Origin of the sequence: Hongsoonwoonella zoysiae, assembly GCF_013266695.1 — a bacterium.
In the GTDB taxonomy this organism is placed as follows: Bacteria; Pseudomonadota; Alphaproteobacteria; order Rhizobiales; family Stappiaceae; genus Hongsoonwoonella; species Hongsoonwoonella zoysiae.
In genome coordinates, this window is sequence record NZ_JABRXF010000001.1 from 2057225 (window position 1) to 2072558 (window position 15334).

Here is a 15334-nt window from a genome sequence, read left to right on the forward strand (position 1 = left end):
ACATTGGCTCCGCCTCCCTCCCGCGGACAAGCCGCCGGGCGAAGGCAGGTGTCGATGAAGCATTTCGCATCGCTCGCATCGCGGCTTTTCGGGATCGCGTTGATTGCGCTGTCCGTGTTCGTCTCCATCGAAACGATAGCCAGAAAGCTCTTCAACTTCTCGTTCGAAGGTGCTGACGAGCTTGGCGGCTATGTGCTGGCGGTGGGTTCGAGCCTTGCCTTCGTGGTCGCGCTTCTGGACCGCGCGCATATCCGCATCGATGTGCTGCACGCGCGCTTTCCGAAGAAACTGCAGGCGGTGATGGACTGGCTTTCGGTTCTCTCGCTCGGCGGCACGGGCTTTTCATGGTCTATGTCGGGCGTATCGTCATCGTGGATACGCTGGCCTATGGCAGCACCGCGCCGACCCCCTGGGCAACGCCGCTGATCTACCCGCAGGCTGCCTGGTATGCGGCGCTATGCCTTTTCGCGCTCTGCGCGGTGGTCCTTGCAATTCGCGCCACCGCGATGATCGCTGCGGGAAATTACGAAAAACTCGCCGAAGAGTTCCACCCAAAGGGCGCGATAGAGGAACTCGAAGAGGAAATCAGCGACCTGGAACGTCGCTGAGCCGTCTGGGGCGCGCCGCCGCCGGGCTGGAAACCGGCGGAGGGCAAAGCGCTCTGAAATCAATGTTTCGGGCATATTCCGGCCAAAAGGCCTGAGCCGCTGCGGCGGGACATGCTTTGGGGACGCTACGCCGGCGCTTCAAGCCGGCGGACGGGAGGACGATCATGGGCATGGGTTCGGTATTCGTAGGCTTCTTCAGCATGATGAGCCTGCTTTTGATGAGCTTTCCCATCGCCGTCATCATGGTGTTGCTGGGAGTTGTCGGAGGGGTCGTGCTCTACGGCTGGCCGCTGCTCAACTCCATGGGGCCGGTGATCTGGGGCGTGCAGAATGAAAACATTCTGACGGCCATTCCGCTTTTCGTGCTGCTTGGCGAACTGCTGCTGCGAAGCGGCATCGCCGACCGGATGTACGGCGCCTTGTCGCTCTGGCTTGGCCGGCTGCCGGGTGGCCTCCTGCACACCAACATCGGCTGCTGCTCGCTTTTCGCCGCGACCTCGGGATCTTCGGTCGCGACCGCAGCGACGGTGGGCACCGTCGCGCTTCCGGCGCTGAAGTCGCGCGGATACGGCGCACGCCAGTCGCTCGGCTCTCTGGCGGCGGGGGGAACGCTCGGAATTCTCATTCCGCCCGCGATCATCTTCGCCGTGGTCATGGGATCAATCTACTTCGGTATTGCGACGCCGACCGAATCCGCCGCCCTCGGCGTCGTCACCGCCTTGCTCTTCGCCTGGCGGGAAGGCAAGCTCAGCCTCGAGTTCTTTGACCACTGCTTCCGCCAGACCGCGAAGACGACGGGCATGATCCTGCTCATCATCACCGCCGCCTTCATGCTGAACGTCACGCTGGCGCTGGGCGGTATCGCCCAGACGATGACGGAATGGGTCGCCTCCTTCGGGCTGTCGCCCGCCGGCCTGCTGATGGCGCTCATCGTCTTCTACCTGTTCCTGGGCATGTTCATGGATGTGCTTTCCATGCAGGTGCTGACGATCCCGGTAGCGCTGCCGATCGTCACCGCTGTTGGCATCGATCCGATCTGGTTCGGTATCTTCATCGTGCTGATGTGCGAGCTTGGGATGATCACGCCGCCTGTCGGCATGAACCTCTACGTGGTGCAGGGCGTGCGCCGCGACGGCGGTCCGTTCCGCGATGTGGTTTATGGCGCCATTCCCTATGCGCTGATCATGATCCTTTTCACGATCCTGCTGATCGAGGTGCCGGAGATCGTTCTCTGGCTGCCCGAAAGCATGTCGGGGCGCTGAGCCATGGCATCCGGATTCTGGAAATCGGGCGTAGGCAAACTTGCCGCCGCCTATGCGCAGGGCCTGACCGATCCGCTCTCCGTCGTAACCGAACTGGAAGCGCGGATCGCCCGGCTCAACCCCGAGATCAATGCCTATGTGGCAATCGCGCCGGATCTCCATACGCAGGCTGAGGAAAGCCGTGATCGTCTCGCGCGCGGCGCTCCGCGTTCGCCTCTCGAAGGGATTCCCATCGCCGTCAAGGACAACCTTTCGGTTGCCGGAATGCCGGCGGCCTGGGGAAGTGCCGTCTTCGCGGATGAAATCCGTATGAAGGATGAACTTCCGGTCGAACGGCTGCGAAAGGCCGGTGCCATCCTGGTCGGCAAGACGAATACGCCGGAATTCGCGGTCGAAGGCTATACCGGCAACGCGCGCTTCGGCGTGACCGGAAATCCCTGGAACGTGAAGCTCACGCCGGGCGGTTCGTCCGGCGGCTCGGCCTCTGCCGTCGCCTCCGGTCTTGCTCAGGCGGCAGTTGGCACGGACGGCGGTGGTTCGATAAGACGGCCCGCGGGGCACACCGGCCTTTTCGGGCTGAAACCGACGATCGGCAGTGTTCCGCGTGCGGGCGGCTTGCCGCAGATCCTCATGGATTTCGAAGTGGTTGGCCCGCTGGCGCGGTCCGTACGCGACCTTTCCCTTCTTTTCAATGTGCTGGCGGGGCCGGATCGCTCCGATCCGGTATCGAGGCCTGTCCGGCTTGGCGGCACGTCGGCGCGAAAGCTGCGCATTCTTTCCGTCGAACGGTTCGGCGACAATCCGTGCGACGCGAACATTCTTGCTTCCTTCGCCGGGATGGAGGCAACGCTATGCGAGCTCGGCCACAGCGTGACATCCGGCGAACTGCCGCTTGATCTCGAACCGCTGAACGCGTTCTGGGGCAGCTTCGCGCAGGTCGGTCTTGCGCATCTGGTCGCCGCGGTTCCAGGCATGGCCGAAAAAGCCTCGCCCAAATATCTGGCGATGGCGACGGAAGGGAAAACCGTTCCCGCTCCGGAGCTTTTCGCGGCTCTTCAGGCGGTCCGCGACTTGCGCGCGGCGACTTCCGCACTGTTCGGCGAGTGGGACGTGGTGATGACGCCGTCCGCCGCCGCCCAGCCCTGGCCCGCGGGCGAAAGCCATCCGGGCGAAATCGACGGGCGTGAAGTGGGCCCGCGCGGCCACGCGGTGTATACGGGCTGGGTGAACGCCGCCGGACACCCTGCCATCACCGTGCCCGCGCGTCCCGACCCGTCGGGCCTTCCCGTCGGCGTCCAGTTCATCGGCGACCTCTGGACCGAACGGCTGCTTCTCTCATTGGCGGCAGAAGTGGAAGCGGCGGGGGATGGCTGGCGCTGGCCCAGCTTCGCTTTGACTTAGACCGGCAGTACCGGCGTTATGGGGCTGCCTCAAGGTCCAGCGAGACGTCGCCGATCCCACGTATCTTGCCCTCGATACGCATGCCCGGCTTCACATAGGGCAGGCCGTTCAGCGAACCGGTGATCACGATATGGCCTGGCTTCAGGCCTCCGCAGTGATCGCCGATCATCCGGACAAGCTCGCACAGATTGGCGAAGGCATTGCCGCCCGGCACATGTGCCATGCCGTCGAGCACGGTTTCACCGCCAAGGGAAAGCCGGGCGGAGACGGCTGAAAGATCCTCGGGCGACCAGTCGGCCAAGGGTGCGCCTGCGACAAGGCCGCCGTTGATCTGATTGTCGGCAAGCTTGAGCAGAGCAGGCGCGGACTCATGTCCGGAAAGGCGCGAGCGGACGATCTCGATCACCGGCACGACCTCGACGCACTCGCGAAGCCGGTCGGTAAAATCCGGAATATCTACAGGGGGAGGCGGTGCAAGAAGGCGAAAGCCGATCTCCAGTTCCATGCCGATATTTTCCTCGCCGGGCGCCGTCAGCACTGCGGGCGAGAATAAAATGTCCGAGGTAAGGATCGGCGCCATGATATTCGGTTGATCGGGCTTGCACGCCACCTTGAAACCGCCTGCCGGGCCATAGCTTTCGGTGACGATGGACTGCACGCAATAAGCGTCGTCTGCGGTCAGAGTTTCATAGCCCCGCCAAGCGGCAAGCGGGCGGCCCCGTTCGCGCGCCGCAATCAGGTGGCTTGCCAACGCGCGTGCGAGATCGGACGGGTGATTCGCGGTCTGATCATCCATCGACGTTTCGGCTCCGGATCAGGGGTGATGTCATTTATAATTAATTATACTATAACATATTGAATTACAACAAAACTTATCTATGTTTATAGGGCATAATCGGCAGCAGGCGAACAAATTTCGCCGGAATGAGGCATTCTGCTCGAAACGAGGAAGCCGGAATATGGACACAAGGCCGAACAAGCGGTCGCGGCGTAAATATGATAGTCGCGGAAAGCTGATCATCACCCGCCTTTCTTTGCATGAGCAGGTGGTGAACCAGTTGCGCGAGATGATCGTTACCGGAGAGCTTGCCGCCGGCGAAAAGATCCGCGTCGGCGAGCTGGCCGAGCAGCTCGACGTTTCCCTGACGCCGCTTCGTGAAGCGCTCAAGGTTCTGGCCGGCGAGCAATTGGTCGAACTCATGCCCAACAGGGGCGCACGCGTCGCTCCGCTGACGGTGGAAGATACGCGCCAGCTTTTCGAGGTTATCGCCGGCATCGAGGCGATCGCGGCCGAACGGACCGCCGCCCGGATCGACGATGAGGAATTGGCCGAACTGGAAGAAACCCACGCCCGGATGCGCAAGCATCACGAGAACGGCGAGAAGGACGAGTATTTTGAACTCAATCGCCGAATTCACGATCTGGTGGTGGACTATTCCGGCAATCCGATCCTCGCCCAGGTTCGCTCGCAACTGGCGCGCCGCGCCGAGCGGGCTCGTTTCATCTCGGTTCGTTCAGGCTCCCGCAGGGACGAAGCGATGCAGGATCATGAAGACCTGATGGAAGCCTTGCGCGCCCATGACGCAAAGGCCGCGCATGACATCTGGCGCCGCCATCTCTCCCGCTCCGGCGAGGAGACCTGCCGCGTGCTGAAGATTTGGGAGCAGGAAGCGGCAAAGGAGAGCGAAGGGGTCTCGCGCGAGGCCGCTCACGGCTGATGGTGTCGGTGGATGGCGAATGCGGCCGAGCGATAGCCGGCCGCTGCCTTGATGAGAAAAGCCGGCTCAAGCGGCGTCCGCGACAGCCTTTCCCGCAGCCTCGCCAAGATAATCCAGCGCCGCCTGCACGCCGCCGGCGAAATGCGGAACCCCGGCAAGCTTGAGGCCGATCTCGACCCCTGACAGGGTGCCTGCCAGCATGAGGTCGTTGAAATCGCCCAGGTGGCCGATGCGGAATACCCTGTCGGCGAGGCGGCCCAGGCCGTTTCCAAGCGACATGTTCAGCCGCTCGTGGACGACCTTTCGCAATGCGTCGGCCGAATGCCCGTCCGGCATGACGACGGCGGTCAGCGCGCCCGAATAATGCTCCGGCGTGCGGCAAAGAACTTCCAGACCCCACGCCCGTACCGCTCTTCTCGTTGCTTCGGCGTGTCGCTGATGACGCGCGAACACCTGATCCAGACCTTCTTCGTGAAGCCTTTCGACGGCGGTAACCAGCCCGTAGAGCATGTTCGTTGCCGGCGTATAGGGAAAAAAGCCGGTCTTGTTGGCGTTCAGCATCTCGTCCCAGGCCCAGAACGAGCGCTGCAGTTTTGCGAAATTCGACGCTTCGAGAGCCTTGGCGCTGATGGCGTTGAAGGAAAGCCCGGGAGGCAGCATCAGGCCCTTCTGGGATCCGCCGACCGTGACGTCGACGCCCCATTCGTCATGGCGATAGTCGATGGAGGCAAGAGAGGAAATCACGTCGACCATCAGCAGTGCGGGGTGCCCCGCCGCGTCCAGCGCCTGCCGGACTTTTGCGATTTCGGACGTGCAGCCCGTCGACGTTTCATTGTGGACGACGCAGACGGCCCGGATCTCGTGATCCGTGTCGCGCTCCAGCCGCTCGGCTATCGCCGCGACATCGGCACCGGTCCGCCAGTCCGTCTCGATGATCTCGGGTTCAAGCCCGAGGCGGGTGGCAAGGCGCTGCCAGAGCCACGCGAAATGGCCCGTCTCGCACATCAGCACGCGCTCGCCGGGCGAAAGCGTGTTGACGAGGGCGGCCTCCCAAGCGCCGGTGCCCGACGCCGGATAGATGACGACATCGGCTTTCGTCTTGAAGACCGTTTTCATTCCGGCGATGGCCTTTTGCCCCAATGCGCCGAATTCGGGACTGCGGTGATCCATCGTCGGATGATCGATCGCTCGCAGAACGTCGTCGGGGACGTTCGTCGGTCCCGGAATTTGCAGGAAATGCCGCCCGGCCTTGTGCATGTGCCTGATCCTCACGAAGCGTTTCATTACGTCAGCATCTTACAGGGAAATGATAATTTATCAAATATTTTATAATATATTGATATAACGATAGTTTTTATGGTTCCTACATATCAGAAGTGGTCCGGCTCAAATGCGAACCGAAGGTCTTTTCCCCCACGATGTCACCGTCGCGCATGACCGTCCGTCCACGCAGGATCGTGGCGACCGGCCAGCCTTTCACTTCCATGCCCTCGTATGGCGTGTAGTCGCTGCCATGGTGCAGGGCCGATTGCGTGATGGTGACTTCGCGGTCCGGATCCCAGATGGCGAAGTCCGCATCGGCGCCGATCATGATCGAGCCCTTTTTTGGATAAAGCCCGAAAAGCTTCGCGGGATTTGTCGACGTGAGGGCGACGAAACGCTCCAGGCTGATGCGCCCCCTGGAAACCCCTTCGGAAAACAGGATGGGAAGGCGCGTCTCGATGCCCGGAATGCCGTTCGGCACCAATTTGAAGGATGTTCGGGCGTTCGGATTGTCCTTGCCGGTCCCGTTTTCGCCCTCGTATTTGAACGGTGCGTGATCGGACGAGAAAATATCGAAAGTCCCGTCCCGGATACCTTCCCAGATCGCTTCCTGGTTTTCCCTGTCGCGAGGCGGCGGGGAGCAGACATATTTCGCCCCCTCGAAATCCATGTTGAGGCCTTTCAGGTCTTCCATGGTGAGCGCGATATATTGCGGGCACGTCTCGGCGAAGACCTTGAGCCCGCGCCTTCGCGCCCACTGGATCTGCTCCATCGGGTCTCGGCCCGAGACATGCACAATGACGATGGGAATATCGGTCAGCTCCGCGTGGCTGATCGCGCGATGGGTGGCCTCGCGCTCGGCAATCGAGGAATGGGCGATCCCGTGGTAATAGGGGGCGGTCCTGCCGCTTTCCTCAAGCTTGCGGGTCATGTGCTTGATCGCGTCGTGCCCCTCGGCATGCACCATCACGAGCGCGCGCTCGCGCCGGGCGACCTCGAAAACTTCAAGGAGCTGGCTGTCAGTCAGCATCAGGTCGTCGTAGGTCATGAAGACCTTGAAGGACGTATAGCCGTCGCGCACGAGTGCCGGCAGTTCCTGCCCGAGCACCTGGGGTGTCGGGTCGCTGACGATGAGGTGAAACGAAACGTCGATGTAGCAATTGCCATTCGCCTTCTCGTGGTAGTCGCTGACGCACTGGCGGAGCGATTTCCCCTTTTCCTGCAGCGCGAAGGGCAGGATGGTGGTGTTTCCGCCGGCGGTCGCCGCGCGCGTGCCGGTTTCGAAATCATCCGCCATCACCGTGCCGTCGCTGGTCGGCTGCGCCAGATGCACGTGACCGTCCACGCCGCCCGGCAGCACAAGGCGGCCTGACGCGTCGAATTCCTCCCGAGCGTCCGCGACCGTCTCCGCGATCTGGACGATCCGTCCGTCCTTCACGCCGATGTCGGCACGGAAGCGGTCAGACGCGTTGACGACCGTGCCGCCGCGAATTGCGAAATCAAGCTCCGGCATGGCGGTACCTCTTTTCCTGACGGGTCTTCGGGCCGCGCGGCGGTTCCTGCAAGACCCTGAATTCGGCAGGTCCCCCTGCCAGAAATCGTCAGTTGGCGGCGTGGGTGAGCAGGGCTTCCCTGGTGCGCTTCTTATCGTCTCTTCCCGCAGTGAAGCGTGTCCGGCCAACGGCCCGACTATCGTCGAGGCAGGTTACGTTGCTCAAGAAAATTTTTTGTTTTTTATTATATTTTTTTCAAGTAATTAAAATTAATAGAAAAATTAAATGAAATTAAAAAGGGTTGTCCTTGAAAGCTAGCGTCGCGCCGCTCTCCTGACGGCGGGCTATTCGCGCAAGTCGCGTTTGATGCGCGCCTGAATGTCGGTCGGACTATCGAACGGAAGAGGAGATGGTGCGTTTCAGGGCGCTTCTTCCGCCGCCTGGTCCACCAGTGATTTGAACATGGCGATGCCTGATGAAATAATCTCATCGGGAAAATCGTAATCGGGATTGTGAAGTTCGGGATTGTTTTCTCCGGAACCCAGACCGAACATCGCGCCTTTGTAGCGCTGTGTGATTTCTCCGAAATCTTCTCCCGCGCGGAAGGGGGCTTCAAGCTTGGTATAGCCGAGGCCGTTATGCCGCGCGGCCTTTTCGATCATCGCGACCGCGTCTTCGTCGTTGACCGTGGCGGCGAACTTCTCGATTTCCTCAAAGTCGATCCGAAGGCCATGCTGCTCTGCTATGCGTTGCGAAGCGGATGCAAGATCGGCCCAGATCTCGTCGACAACCTCATTGCTCTGCGTGCGCAAGGTGAAATGAGCCTCGCCATGGCCCGGCGCGACGCCCGATGAGGCAACGCCCATGTCGAAGCGCACGGGCACGACCAGAGCGCGCTCCTCCGCGGTGTCGAATTTCTCCTGAATGCGAACGGAAGCCTGTGTGATCTCGCCGATGGCAAGTGCCGGGCTGATCCCGGTTTCGGGCATGGCGCTATGCGCTTCCCGGCCGCTCAGCTTTATCGCCATGTAACGGACGGCGGATGTGAAAACACCTGTCCGGCACAGGATTTCGTGTTTGGGAAAACCCGGGAAGTTGTGCAGGGCAAAGGCGTAATCCGGCCTGATCTTCCCGAAATTCGGATGCTCGCAGCACATGCGCGCGCCTGTGCCGGTTTCTTCATCCGGTTGAAACAGCAGGACGACACGGCCGCGAGCAGGCCGTTGCCTTGCATAAATCTGGGCCAGCCCGGCGACGATCGTCATATGCCCGTCATGGCCGCATTTGTGGCCGACACCGTCATACACGGATCGATAGGAAATATCGTCGTTTATTTCGTGGATCGGCAATGCATCCAGTTCCGTCCTGACAAGGACGGTATTTCCCGCATTTTCCCCGTTGTAGACGGCAGCGAACCCGGATCCCGCAAGAGGCACGATCTCGTCTGGCGGCGAGTTTTCCCGCAAGTGAGCCTGCATGTGGGCCGCCGTTTCGACTTCCTGCCGGGAAAGCTCAGGGTGGGCATGTAGCCAGCGGCGCAATCCTATCAGTTGTTCCAGGTCGACGCTGTTGTCCAGAAATCCGGTCATAGCAAATGCCTTGAGCCTCTTTTGGGGCGGGTTGTGCAAGGTGCGGCGCCTCGGGGCGGTGGTTATTGCCTGCCGGCGACCCGCAGGCACGAACTTGTCAAACCGCCGTGGAGCTTGTCGAGGACAAAACCACTTTCCGCTCTCTCTTTTTTCCGCGCATGTTCAAGAGCGCGAAGCGCCTTTCGCCGCGCGGGCAGGCACCTTCAGTGAGGGCCGGTGGAAAAAGCGAGGATCTGGCTGACTTCGTTCAGGGAGCGCCCGCTTTCCGCGCGCCAGGCGTTCAGTGCGTCCTGCACCGCTTCAAGGTCGCGTTTCGATGTCGGCGCCTTGTCCACCACCCCCTCGCGGACGAGTGCCGCGACGACGTCGCCGGAGAAAATGAGCGCGTCCACGCCCATGCGGCGCAGGAATATCTGCCCCGCGTTGCCGCCCATCCTGTTCGCCCGCTTTTTCAGCATGCCGAGAAGATCGATGTATCTTTCCGGCGGATAGCCGGAAAACGCCGCGCCAACGGAGCCGTGCTCCCTGACGAGATCGTTCAGGAAAACGGCATTGGCGCCGACGGAGCGAATTTTCGCGATATTGGCGACGATCCTGCCGGTGCCGGCCAGCCGCTCCACATCCTCATCGGACATCAGCGTCCAGCGATTGACGTCGAAGCCTTCGAAAACATCCTCGAAGTCGGGCCACTTCCTGTCGATCAGCGCCCAGTTGAACCCGGCCTGGAAGACGCAGCGCGTCATCTCGCTCAGCCATCTGTCCGGCGCGATCTTTTCCAGTTCCGCCTTCGATTTCGGCTTTTGGAGAAGACGCTCGAGCGCGTCTTCTCCGCCCTTGTGGCGTGAGGCAAGTTCGTGGATTTCGGAAAATCGCCTCATGCCGAACTCTCCTCGTTCAATGCTCGTCAATTTCGACGTAGCCAGTCCGCGATCGCCCGACCGATCGCATCCGGTTGATCTTCCTGGATAAAATGAAAACCCTGACCGACAAAAGCCGTTTCGAGATTTTTTATCTTGGCCACGTACCAGTCGACGGCCTTTGGGGGGACAAGAACGCCCGGCTCCGCGTAGGCCAGCAATACCGGCATTTTAGTTTCACTCATGAAATGCTCAATCTGCTGTAGAGCTTCGGTCGTCGCGGCCGGCTCGCCCGCTATGGGGACTTCGCGCGGCCATGCGAGGACCGGTGCGCGGTCGCTTTCCTTGAGAAATGGCTCATGATAGGCGGCCATGGCCTTGTCTCCCAATTGACGATTCACGAAGCCCGGCAAGACCTGATCGACGAACATGTTGTCCTCGATGACTAGCTTATGCCCTTGCTGCTCATCCTTGAAGGCGCGAAACATGTTGCCCATTTCCTCGCCCATGGATTCAAAGCTTGGGCGCGGAAAGGCGGGTGGGAGTACGGCTTCCATGAATGCAAGCCGCTTAACCCGGTCGGGGTTGCGCCTTGCGTATTCCCATGCGAGTGCTCCGCCCCAATCATGCCCGACCAGGGTGACCGTCTCCAGCCCCATCTTGTCGATGAAGGATGAGAGATAGGCAAAGTGATCGGCGAACGTATAGCTGATTAAAGGCTTGTCGGACTTGCCCATACCGATCAGATCGACGGCGATTGCACGGTGCTCTTTGCCGATGTATGGCAAGATATTGCGCCACAGGTAAGCCGAGGTCGGATTGCCATGCAGAAACAGCACTGGATCGCCCTCTCCGACCTCCAGATAAGACATGCTGCTGTCGAGGACATCGGCATACTTATATGTGATGGATAGCTCTTCTGTGACTGATGGGCGGGGAAGCTTGTATCCTTTATCCTGCGCGATCGCTGCATTGGTTAGGGCGATCTGGCCGAGCAAAATGACCGCCGCGACCGTTGTCGTGCGCATGATTGATTTCTTCATTTCGGATACTCCGATCGATGGATATTTCAAAGGGGGTTTAGGCAGGCATCACATAGGTCGTGATGGTCAGGTCGGCAGCTTCTTCGCGTAGCGGGATCAGTTCCTGGTAAGCGGGAGACTGGAACCAGTCCATCAGTGTTTCCTGATTAGGAAACTTGACGATCCCGACCGCTTGGTGTGCTGCGCATTTGCCTGCGATGGTATCGGCTGCTGCGCCGCGGATGACGAGTTGCCCTCCGAACGGTGCAAACGTCTCGCCTGCCTTTCGTGAATATTCCTGGAACTTCTCAGTGTCTTTCACGGATACGGTGGATACGAAAAATGCGCTCATGATCCATTTGCCTTGTCTGGTTTGCCTCAAGGCCCCAGTTCCACTGCCGCCGCTGAACGAGCGCCGGTTGCGGACCAAAATCTTGAGGTCATTTACTGGACATATGTGTATAATACTCAAAATCAGAGTAATGTCCATATGTGTACAAAAAAGGAAAAACTATGGGTCGCCCTGCGAAATTCGACCGCGAAGAGGCCATCGAAATTGCCATGAACGAGATCTGGCGGAACGGCTTCGAGGCATGCTCAGCGAAGGCCTTGTCAGAGAGGCTCGGAATTACGCGTTCAAGCTTCTACAACGCGTTTGAAAATCGGGAAGCTTTGTTCAGGGAGGTTCTAGCCCGTTATTTCGCGCAATCGCCCGATAATGCGCTTACGGAGGCCGAAAAAGGCGTGGTGGTAAAGAAGCTGATAACAGAAGTGTTTCGCCAGGCTTGCAGCGCTCGAGCGGGAGACCCCCAAGCACGCGGATGCTTGGTGATCAATAGCGTGTCGGAGCTTTGCGGCGTTCACGACGAACTCGGCGGAGTCATAAAGTCCGCCGTTCTAGGAAGCTTGGAGCGGTTCGAGGAATTGTTGCGGTGGGGGGTGGAGCAGGGAGAGTTCCCCGCGTCCACGGACGTGCATGCCCTGGCGCTGTCGCTTCAAAATTTGCTGATTGGCATAAATGCCATGAGCAAAGTCGTGAGGGACGAGGCAGATCTGTGGCTGGCCGCGAACACGACACTGAAAGCGTTGGAGGTTTTTGCAGAATGATTGAACTCCTGCTGCCAAACCGCCTGCGATCTCGGAAGGACTCTGGGCCCTGAATGTGCCGGCGAGAGAAACGCTGTCTACGATGAGACATGAAGCGGGAGAGGCGTCCCACAGTGCTCCATCCGGGCCGTCCATACTGCAGTCTTGCCTAAGAGGCTTCACGAGACGCATTGTTTCTTGGATTTTCGGCGTGCGTTTATTCCCTAATGGATGACCTCTTTTGGGTGGGACGACCTAGCCATAAACCTGGTTTGGAAGCCATGTGATGATCTCGGGAAAGATCATGCATAGCCCCAAACCTATGAGCTGTATTGCAAGGAAGGGCAGGGCGGAGCGGAAGATGTCCGACATCGGGATGGAGTCCGGTGCAACGCCGCGCAGGTAGAAAAGCGCATAGCCGAACGGCGGGGACAGGAAGCTCATCTGCATGTTGACCAGATAGATCACGCCGAACCAGAGGACGAGGTCGTCCGGGCTGTCGAGGCCGAAGGACGCCGCCCCCAGCGCCTTGACGATCGGCACGAAGATCGGCACGCAAAGCAGGAGAATGCCGACCCAGTCCAGGAACATGCCGAGCACGATCAGCACGATCTGCATGAGGATCAGGATGCCCCAGGGCCCGAAGCCGGTGCCTTCCAGCGCGCCTTGCACGAATTCCTGCCCGCCCTCCAGCACGTAGAGGCCGACGAAGATCGTTGCGCCGAACATGATCCAGATGACCATGGCCGAGGCTTTCAGCGTGGTGATGCAGGCCTCGCGCACCGTCGGCCAGTCGAGCTTGCGGTGGATCGCGGCGACGATGAAGGCGCCGAAGGTGCCGATGCCGGCGGCTTCGACGGGCGTTGCGATGCCGGTGAAGATGACGCCGAGCACGATGACGATAAGCGCAATCGGCGCCGACATCTTGGAGACGAGTGCGACCTTCTCGCGCGTCGACACGCGTTCTTCCATCGGAATAGGGGGGCCGAGCGTCGGGTTCACATAAGAGCGGACCGTCACATAGAGGATGTAGAGGCCGGATAGCATGAGGCCCGGAAACACCGCGCCGATGAAAAGCTCGCCGACGGACTGTTCGGCCACCACCGCGTAGATGATCGCCAGGATCGACGGCGGGATCAGGATGCCGAGCGTGCCGCCGGCCATGATCGAGCCCATGGCGATCTTCGGGTCGTACTGGCGCTTGAGCATGGCCGGCAGCGCGATGATGCCCATGGTCACGACGGCGGCGCCGATGACGCCGACCATGGCGGCAAGGATCGTCGAGGCGATGATGGTGGCGGAGGCAAGCCCGCCCTTGATGCCGCCCAGAACCTTGTAGATGACATCGAACATGTCGTTGATGATGCCGGCACGCTCCAGCATCGCCGCCATGAAGATGAAGAGCGGTATCGCCGAAAGCTGATAGTTCGTCATCAGCGGGAAGATGCGGCTCGGCACGATGTTTAGCGCCTGTGCGTCACCCAGAACGAAGAGGAAGACGCACGCGAGTCCGCCCGTGACGAAGGCAAGCGGCAGCCCCGCCATCAGCAGGATCAGCAGGGACCCGAACATGATGAGCGTCAGCCACTCGATGGAAAGGTCAAGACCCATTAGTCAGCCTCTTTAAGCGTTTTTGCGCCGATGACGACAGTGCGCACGTCCTGTGCGATTTTCGATACGCCCTGCAGGACGAGAAGCAACCCGCCGACGACCATGACCCATTTCATTGGCCAAAGCGGCACCTCCCATTCATTGAAGGATATTTCGCCCCAGCGGATATTCGGGTCTGTCCATTCCGACAGAGTTATGCGCGACAACATCTCGAAAAAGCCGGTCTGGCCCCGCGCCCAGTCCGAGACGACACTGTTGCCGGACGGAGCGGCGATCGCGTCGAAGGCGAAGATATAGCTGGTGACCAGCAGCGTGCCGGCGAAGATGAAGAAGAAGACGGACGTCAGAAGATTGACGATCGCCCGGCGGCGCGAGGACATGGCGGCATAGAAGACGTCGACCCGCACGTGGGACTCGGTCAGCATCGCGTAGGAACCGGCGATCAGGTATTGCATGCCGAACATGAGATACATCGCCTCATGCGCCCAGTTGGTCGGCGAATTGAAGACGTAGCGGGCGATCACCTCGTAATAATAGACGAAGACGGCGATGACCGCCCAATAGCTCACGAATTCGCCTGCATAGAGCGACAATCGGTCTATCCAGCCTGTCCAGCCGCGTGTGACGTGTTCGATGTCTTCCTTCCGCTCCTGGGCTTCCAGGGCGGCCAGCGCCTTCTCGGCTTCCGAAATCGGCTCTTCGTGAATTTCGGCATTGGCGCGGCGCACCATCGCCGGAAGAAGAAGGGCGTCCACCGCCAGAAGAGCGAGGATAAGGTAGAAGGCGTAAGCTGCGGCATTGTTCCAGAACGCGCGCCGCTCGCTCACCTCGGCGGCCACCGGCCTCATCGCCTCAAGTTCGGTTCGTGCTTCCTCGATCCTCGCCTGGCCGGTTTCGATGCGCCTTTCGGCGCGTTCGAGCTGCCTTTCGGCGCTGCGTTTTGCGAAGGAGCCTTCCTCCGCCGCCTCGACGTCCGCCCTGAGCTCTTCGAGATCGGCAAGAGCGGTCTTTACGCGCGGTTCCTCCCGCTCCAGCGTGCGCTCGGCAACGCGTATGGTGTTGTTCGCGTCCGAAAGGGCGGAGCGCGCATCGCTCGCCGCGCCGTTTGCATAGAGGATGAAACCGAAGATCGGGATGAAGACAAGCCCGAGCAGGCTTTTCAGGTAAAAGCGGTGAAGGCCGATCAACCCGCCCGTGACAAGGATCATATAGCCAAGCGGCAGCGAATATCGCCCGCGGTCGGGTTTTGGTCGTCGCGCCAGCCACATCGCGGCCAGCGGAAAGAGGATCAGGCCGAGCCAATAGGCCCAGTGCGGCAGCGTGAAGTCTAGGCTTGGCATTCAGGCACCTGGAAGTGAGTTTCGACAGGCAAAAAGCCTGCGCGAAGAAAACTCCGCGCAGGCGTCTTTCCGGTTTGCGAACCG

At 60.3% G+C, this 15334-nt stretch carries 15 protein-coding genes; 6 read left to right on the forward strand and 9 right to left on the reverse strand.

What is annotated here, in order from left to right:
* Positions 1-54 precede the first annotated feature (54 nt).
* The 4 genes from HPQ64_RS09545 to HPQ64_RS09555 all read left to right on the forward strand — a co-directional run bounded on the left by HPQ64_RS09545 (position 55) and on the right by HPQ64_RS09555 (position 3271).
* Positions 55-426, forward strand: coding sequence for a TRAP transporter small permease subunit (locus HPQ64_RS09545; protein WP_210260140.1), 372 nt, complete (start codon positions 55-57; stop codon positions 424-426).
* A complete protein-coding gene (locus HPQ64_RS20215; RefSeq protein ID WP_210260141.1) occupies positions 372-608 on the forward strand; it encodes a hypothetical protein in 237 nt (78 codons plus the stop codon). The genes HPQ64_RS09545 and HPQ64_RS20215 overlap by 55 nt, the downstream gene beginning before the upstream one ends.
* Before the next feature lie 164 nt (positions 609-772).
* A complete protein-coding gene (locus tag HPQ64_RS09550) occupies positions 773-1870 on the forward strand; it encodes a TRAP transporter large permease (RefSeq protein ID WP_172888111.1) in 1098 nt (365 codons plus the stop codon).
* A 3-nt stretch (positions 1871-1873) separates the two neighbouring features.
* Entirely contained in the window at positions 1874-3271 is a 1398-nt protein-coding gene (locus HPQ64_RS09555) for an amidase (RefSeq protein ID WP_172888112.1), read from the forward strand.
* 16 nt (positions 3272-3287) lie between these two features.
* On the opposite strand, the gene HPQ64_RS09560 is transcribed toward HPQ64_RS09555, so the two are convergent.
* The gene (locus HPQ64_RS09560) at positions 3288-4067 is read right to left on the reverse strand and encodes a fumarylacetoacetate hydrolase family protein (RefSeq protein WP_172888113.1); all 780 of its coding nucleotides are present in this window, start codon (positions 4065-4067) and stop codon (positions 3288-3290) included.
* Positions 4068-4230: 163 nt separating this feature from the next.
* On the opposite strand from HPQ64_RS09560, the gene HPQ64_RS09565 reads away from it, so the two are divergent.
* Positions 4231-4989, forward strand: a complete 759-nt coding sequence (locus tag HPQ64_RS09565) for a GntR family transcriptional regulator (RefSeq protein WP_172888114.1) — start codon at positions 4231-4233, stop codon at positions 4987-4989.
* 66 nt (positions 4990-5055) lie between these two features.
* On the opposite strand, the gene HPQ64_RS09570 is transcribed toward HPQ64_RS09565, so the two are convergent.
* The 6 genes from HPQ64_RS09570 to HPQ64_RS09595 form a co-directional block, all read right to left on the reverse strand.
* Positions 5056-6273, reverse strand: coding sequence for a pyridoxal-phosphate-dependent aminotransferase family protein (locus HPQ64_RS09570; RefSeq protein ID WP_172888115.1), 1218 nt, complete (start codon positions 6271-6273; stop codon positions 5056-5058).
* Positions 6274-6352: 79 nt separating this feature from the next.
* On the reverse strand, positions 6353-7765 hold the full coding sequence (gene hydA, locus HPQ64_RS09575) for a dihydropyrimidinase (protein ID WP_172888116.1): 1413 nt from the start codon (positions 7763-7765) through the stop codon (positions 6353-6355).
* 399 nt (positions 7766-8164) lie between these two features.
* Positions 8165-9334: an amidohydrolase gene (locus HPQ64_RS09580; RefSeq protein ID WP_172888117.1), complete on the reverse strand. Its 1170-nt coding sequence runs from the start codon at positions 9332-9334 to the stop codon at positions 8165-8167.
* 203 nt (positions 9335-9537) lie between these two features.
* Positions 9538-10212, reverse strand: coding sequence for a DNA-3-methyladenine glycosylase I (locus HPQ64_RS09585; RefSeq protein ID WP_172888118.1), 675 nt, complete (start codon positions 10210-10212; stop codon positions 9538-9540).
* A gap of 26 nt (positions 10213-10238) precedes the next feature.
* On the reverse strand, positions 10239-11234 hold the full coding sequence (locus HPQ64_RS09590; protein ID WP_210260142.1) for a haloalkane dehalogenase: 996 nt from the start codon (positions 11232-11234) through the stop codon (positions 10239-10241).
* Between the two features lie 37 nt (positions 11235-11271).
* The gene (locus HPQ64_RS09595; RefSeq protein ID WP_172888119.1) at positions 11272-11565 is read right to left on the reverse strand and encodes a DUF1330 domain-containing protein; all 294 of its coding nucleotides are present in this window, start codon (positions 11563-11565) and stop codon (positions 11272-11274) included.
* A gap of 161 nt (positions 11566-11726) precedes the next feature.
* Here HPQ64_RS09595 and HPQ64_RS09600 point away from each other — a divergent pair, with 161 nt between their 5' ends.
* The gene (locus HPQ64_RS09600) at positions 11727-12320 is read left to right on the forward strand and encodes a TetR/AcrR family transcriptional regulator (RefSeq protein ID WP_172888120.1); all 594 of its coding nucleotides are present in this window, start codon (positions 11727-11729) and stop codon (positions 12318-12320) included.
* Between the two features lie 234 nt (positions 12321-12554).
* Here HPQ64_RS09600 and HPQ64_RS09605 read toward each other — a convergent pair whose 3' ends face one another.
* Together HPQ64_RS09605 and HPQ64_RS09610 are read right to left on the reverse strand one after the other, a co-directional pair.
* Positions 12555-13910 carry a TRAP transporter large permease gene (locus HPQ64_RS09605; RefSeq protein WP_172888121.1) on the reverse strand — a complete coding sequence of 452 codons (1356 nt, stop codon included), beginning with the start codon at positions 13908-13910 and terminating at the stop codon, positions 12555-12557.
* Positions 13910-15250 carry a TRAP transporter small permease subunit gene (locus tag HPQ64_RS09610; RefSeq protein WP_172888122.1) on the reverse strand — a complete coding sequence of 447 codons (1341 nt, stop codon included), beginning with the start codon at positions 15248-15250 and terminating at the stop codon, positions 13910-13912. The genes HPQ64_RS09605 and HPQ64_RS09610 overlap by 1 nt, the downstream gene beginning before the upstream one ends.
* Positions 15251-15334 lie beyond the last annotated feature (84 nt).

What these genes read in the sequence shown, in the direction of transcription:
- HPQ64_RS09550 (WP_172888111.1), top strand. Translation starts at nt 773, where the DNA reads ATGGGCATGGGTTCGGTATTCGTAGGCTTCTTCAGCATGATGAGCCTG.
- HPQ64_RS09595 (WP_172888119.1), bottom strand. Translation starts at nt 11,565, where the DNA reads ATGAGCGCATTTTTCGTATCCACCGTATCCGTGAAAGACACTGAGAAG.
- HPQ64_RS09580 (WP_172888117.1), bottom strand. Translation starts at nt 9,334, where the DNA reads ATGACCGGATTTCTGGACAACAGCGTCGACCTGGAACAACTGATAGGA.
- HPQ64_RS09570 (WP_172888115.1), bottom strand. Translation starts at nt 6,273, where the DNA reads ATGAAACGCTTCGTGAGGATCAGGCACATGCACAAGGCCGGGCGGCAT.
- hydA (WP_172888116.1), bottom strand. Translation starts at nt 7,765, where the DNA reads ATGCCGGAGCTTGATTTCGCAATTCGCGGCGGCACGGTCGTCAACGCG.
- HPQ64_RS09565 (WP_172888114.1), top strand. Translation starts at nt 4,231, where the DNA reads ATGGACACAAGGCCGAACAAGCGGTCGCGGCGTAAATATGATAGTCGC.
- HPQ64_RS09585 (WP_172888118.1), bottom strand. Translation starts at nt 10,212, where the DNA reads ATGAGGCGATTTTCCGAAATCCACGAACTTGCCTCACGCCACAAGGGC.
- HPQ64_RS09610 (WP_172888122.1), bottom strand. Translation starts at nt 15,250, where the DNA reads ATGCCAAGCCTAGACTTCACGCTGCCGCACTGGGCCTATTGGCTCGGC.
- HPQ64_RS09590 (WP_210260142.1), bottom strand. Translation starts at nt 11,234, where the DNA reads ATGAAGAAATCAATCATGCGCACGACAACGGTCGCGGCGGTCATTTTG.
- HPQ64_RS09555 (WP_172888112.1), top strand. Translation starts at nt 1,874, where the DNA reads ATGGCATCCGGATTCTGGAAATCGGGCGTAGGCAAACTTGCCGCCGCC.
- HPQ64_RS09560 (WP_172888113.1), bottom strand. Translation starts at nt 4,067, where the DNA reads ATGGATGATCAGACCGCGAATCACCCGTCCGATCTCGCACGCGCGTTG.
- HPQ64_RS09600 (WP_172888120.1), top strand. Translation starts at nt 11,727, where the DNA reads ATGGGTCGCCCTGCGAAATTCGACCGCGAAGAGGCCATCGAAATTGCC.
- HPQ64_RS09605 (WP_172888121.1), bottom strand. Translation starts at nt 13,910, where the DNA reads ATGGGTCTTGACCTTTCCATCGAGTGGCTGACGCTCATCATGTTCGGG.
- HPQ64_RS09545 (WP_210260140.1), top strand. Translation starts at nt 55, where the DNA reads ATGAAGCATTTCGCATCGCTCGCATCGCGGCTTTTCGGGATCGCGTTG.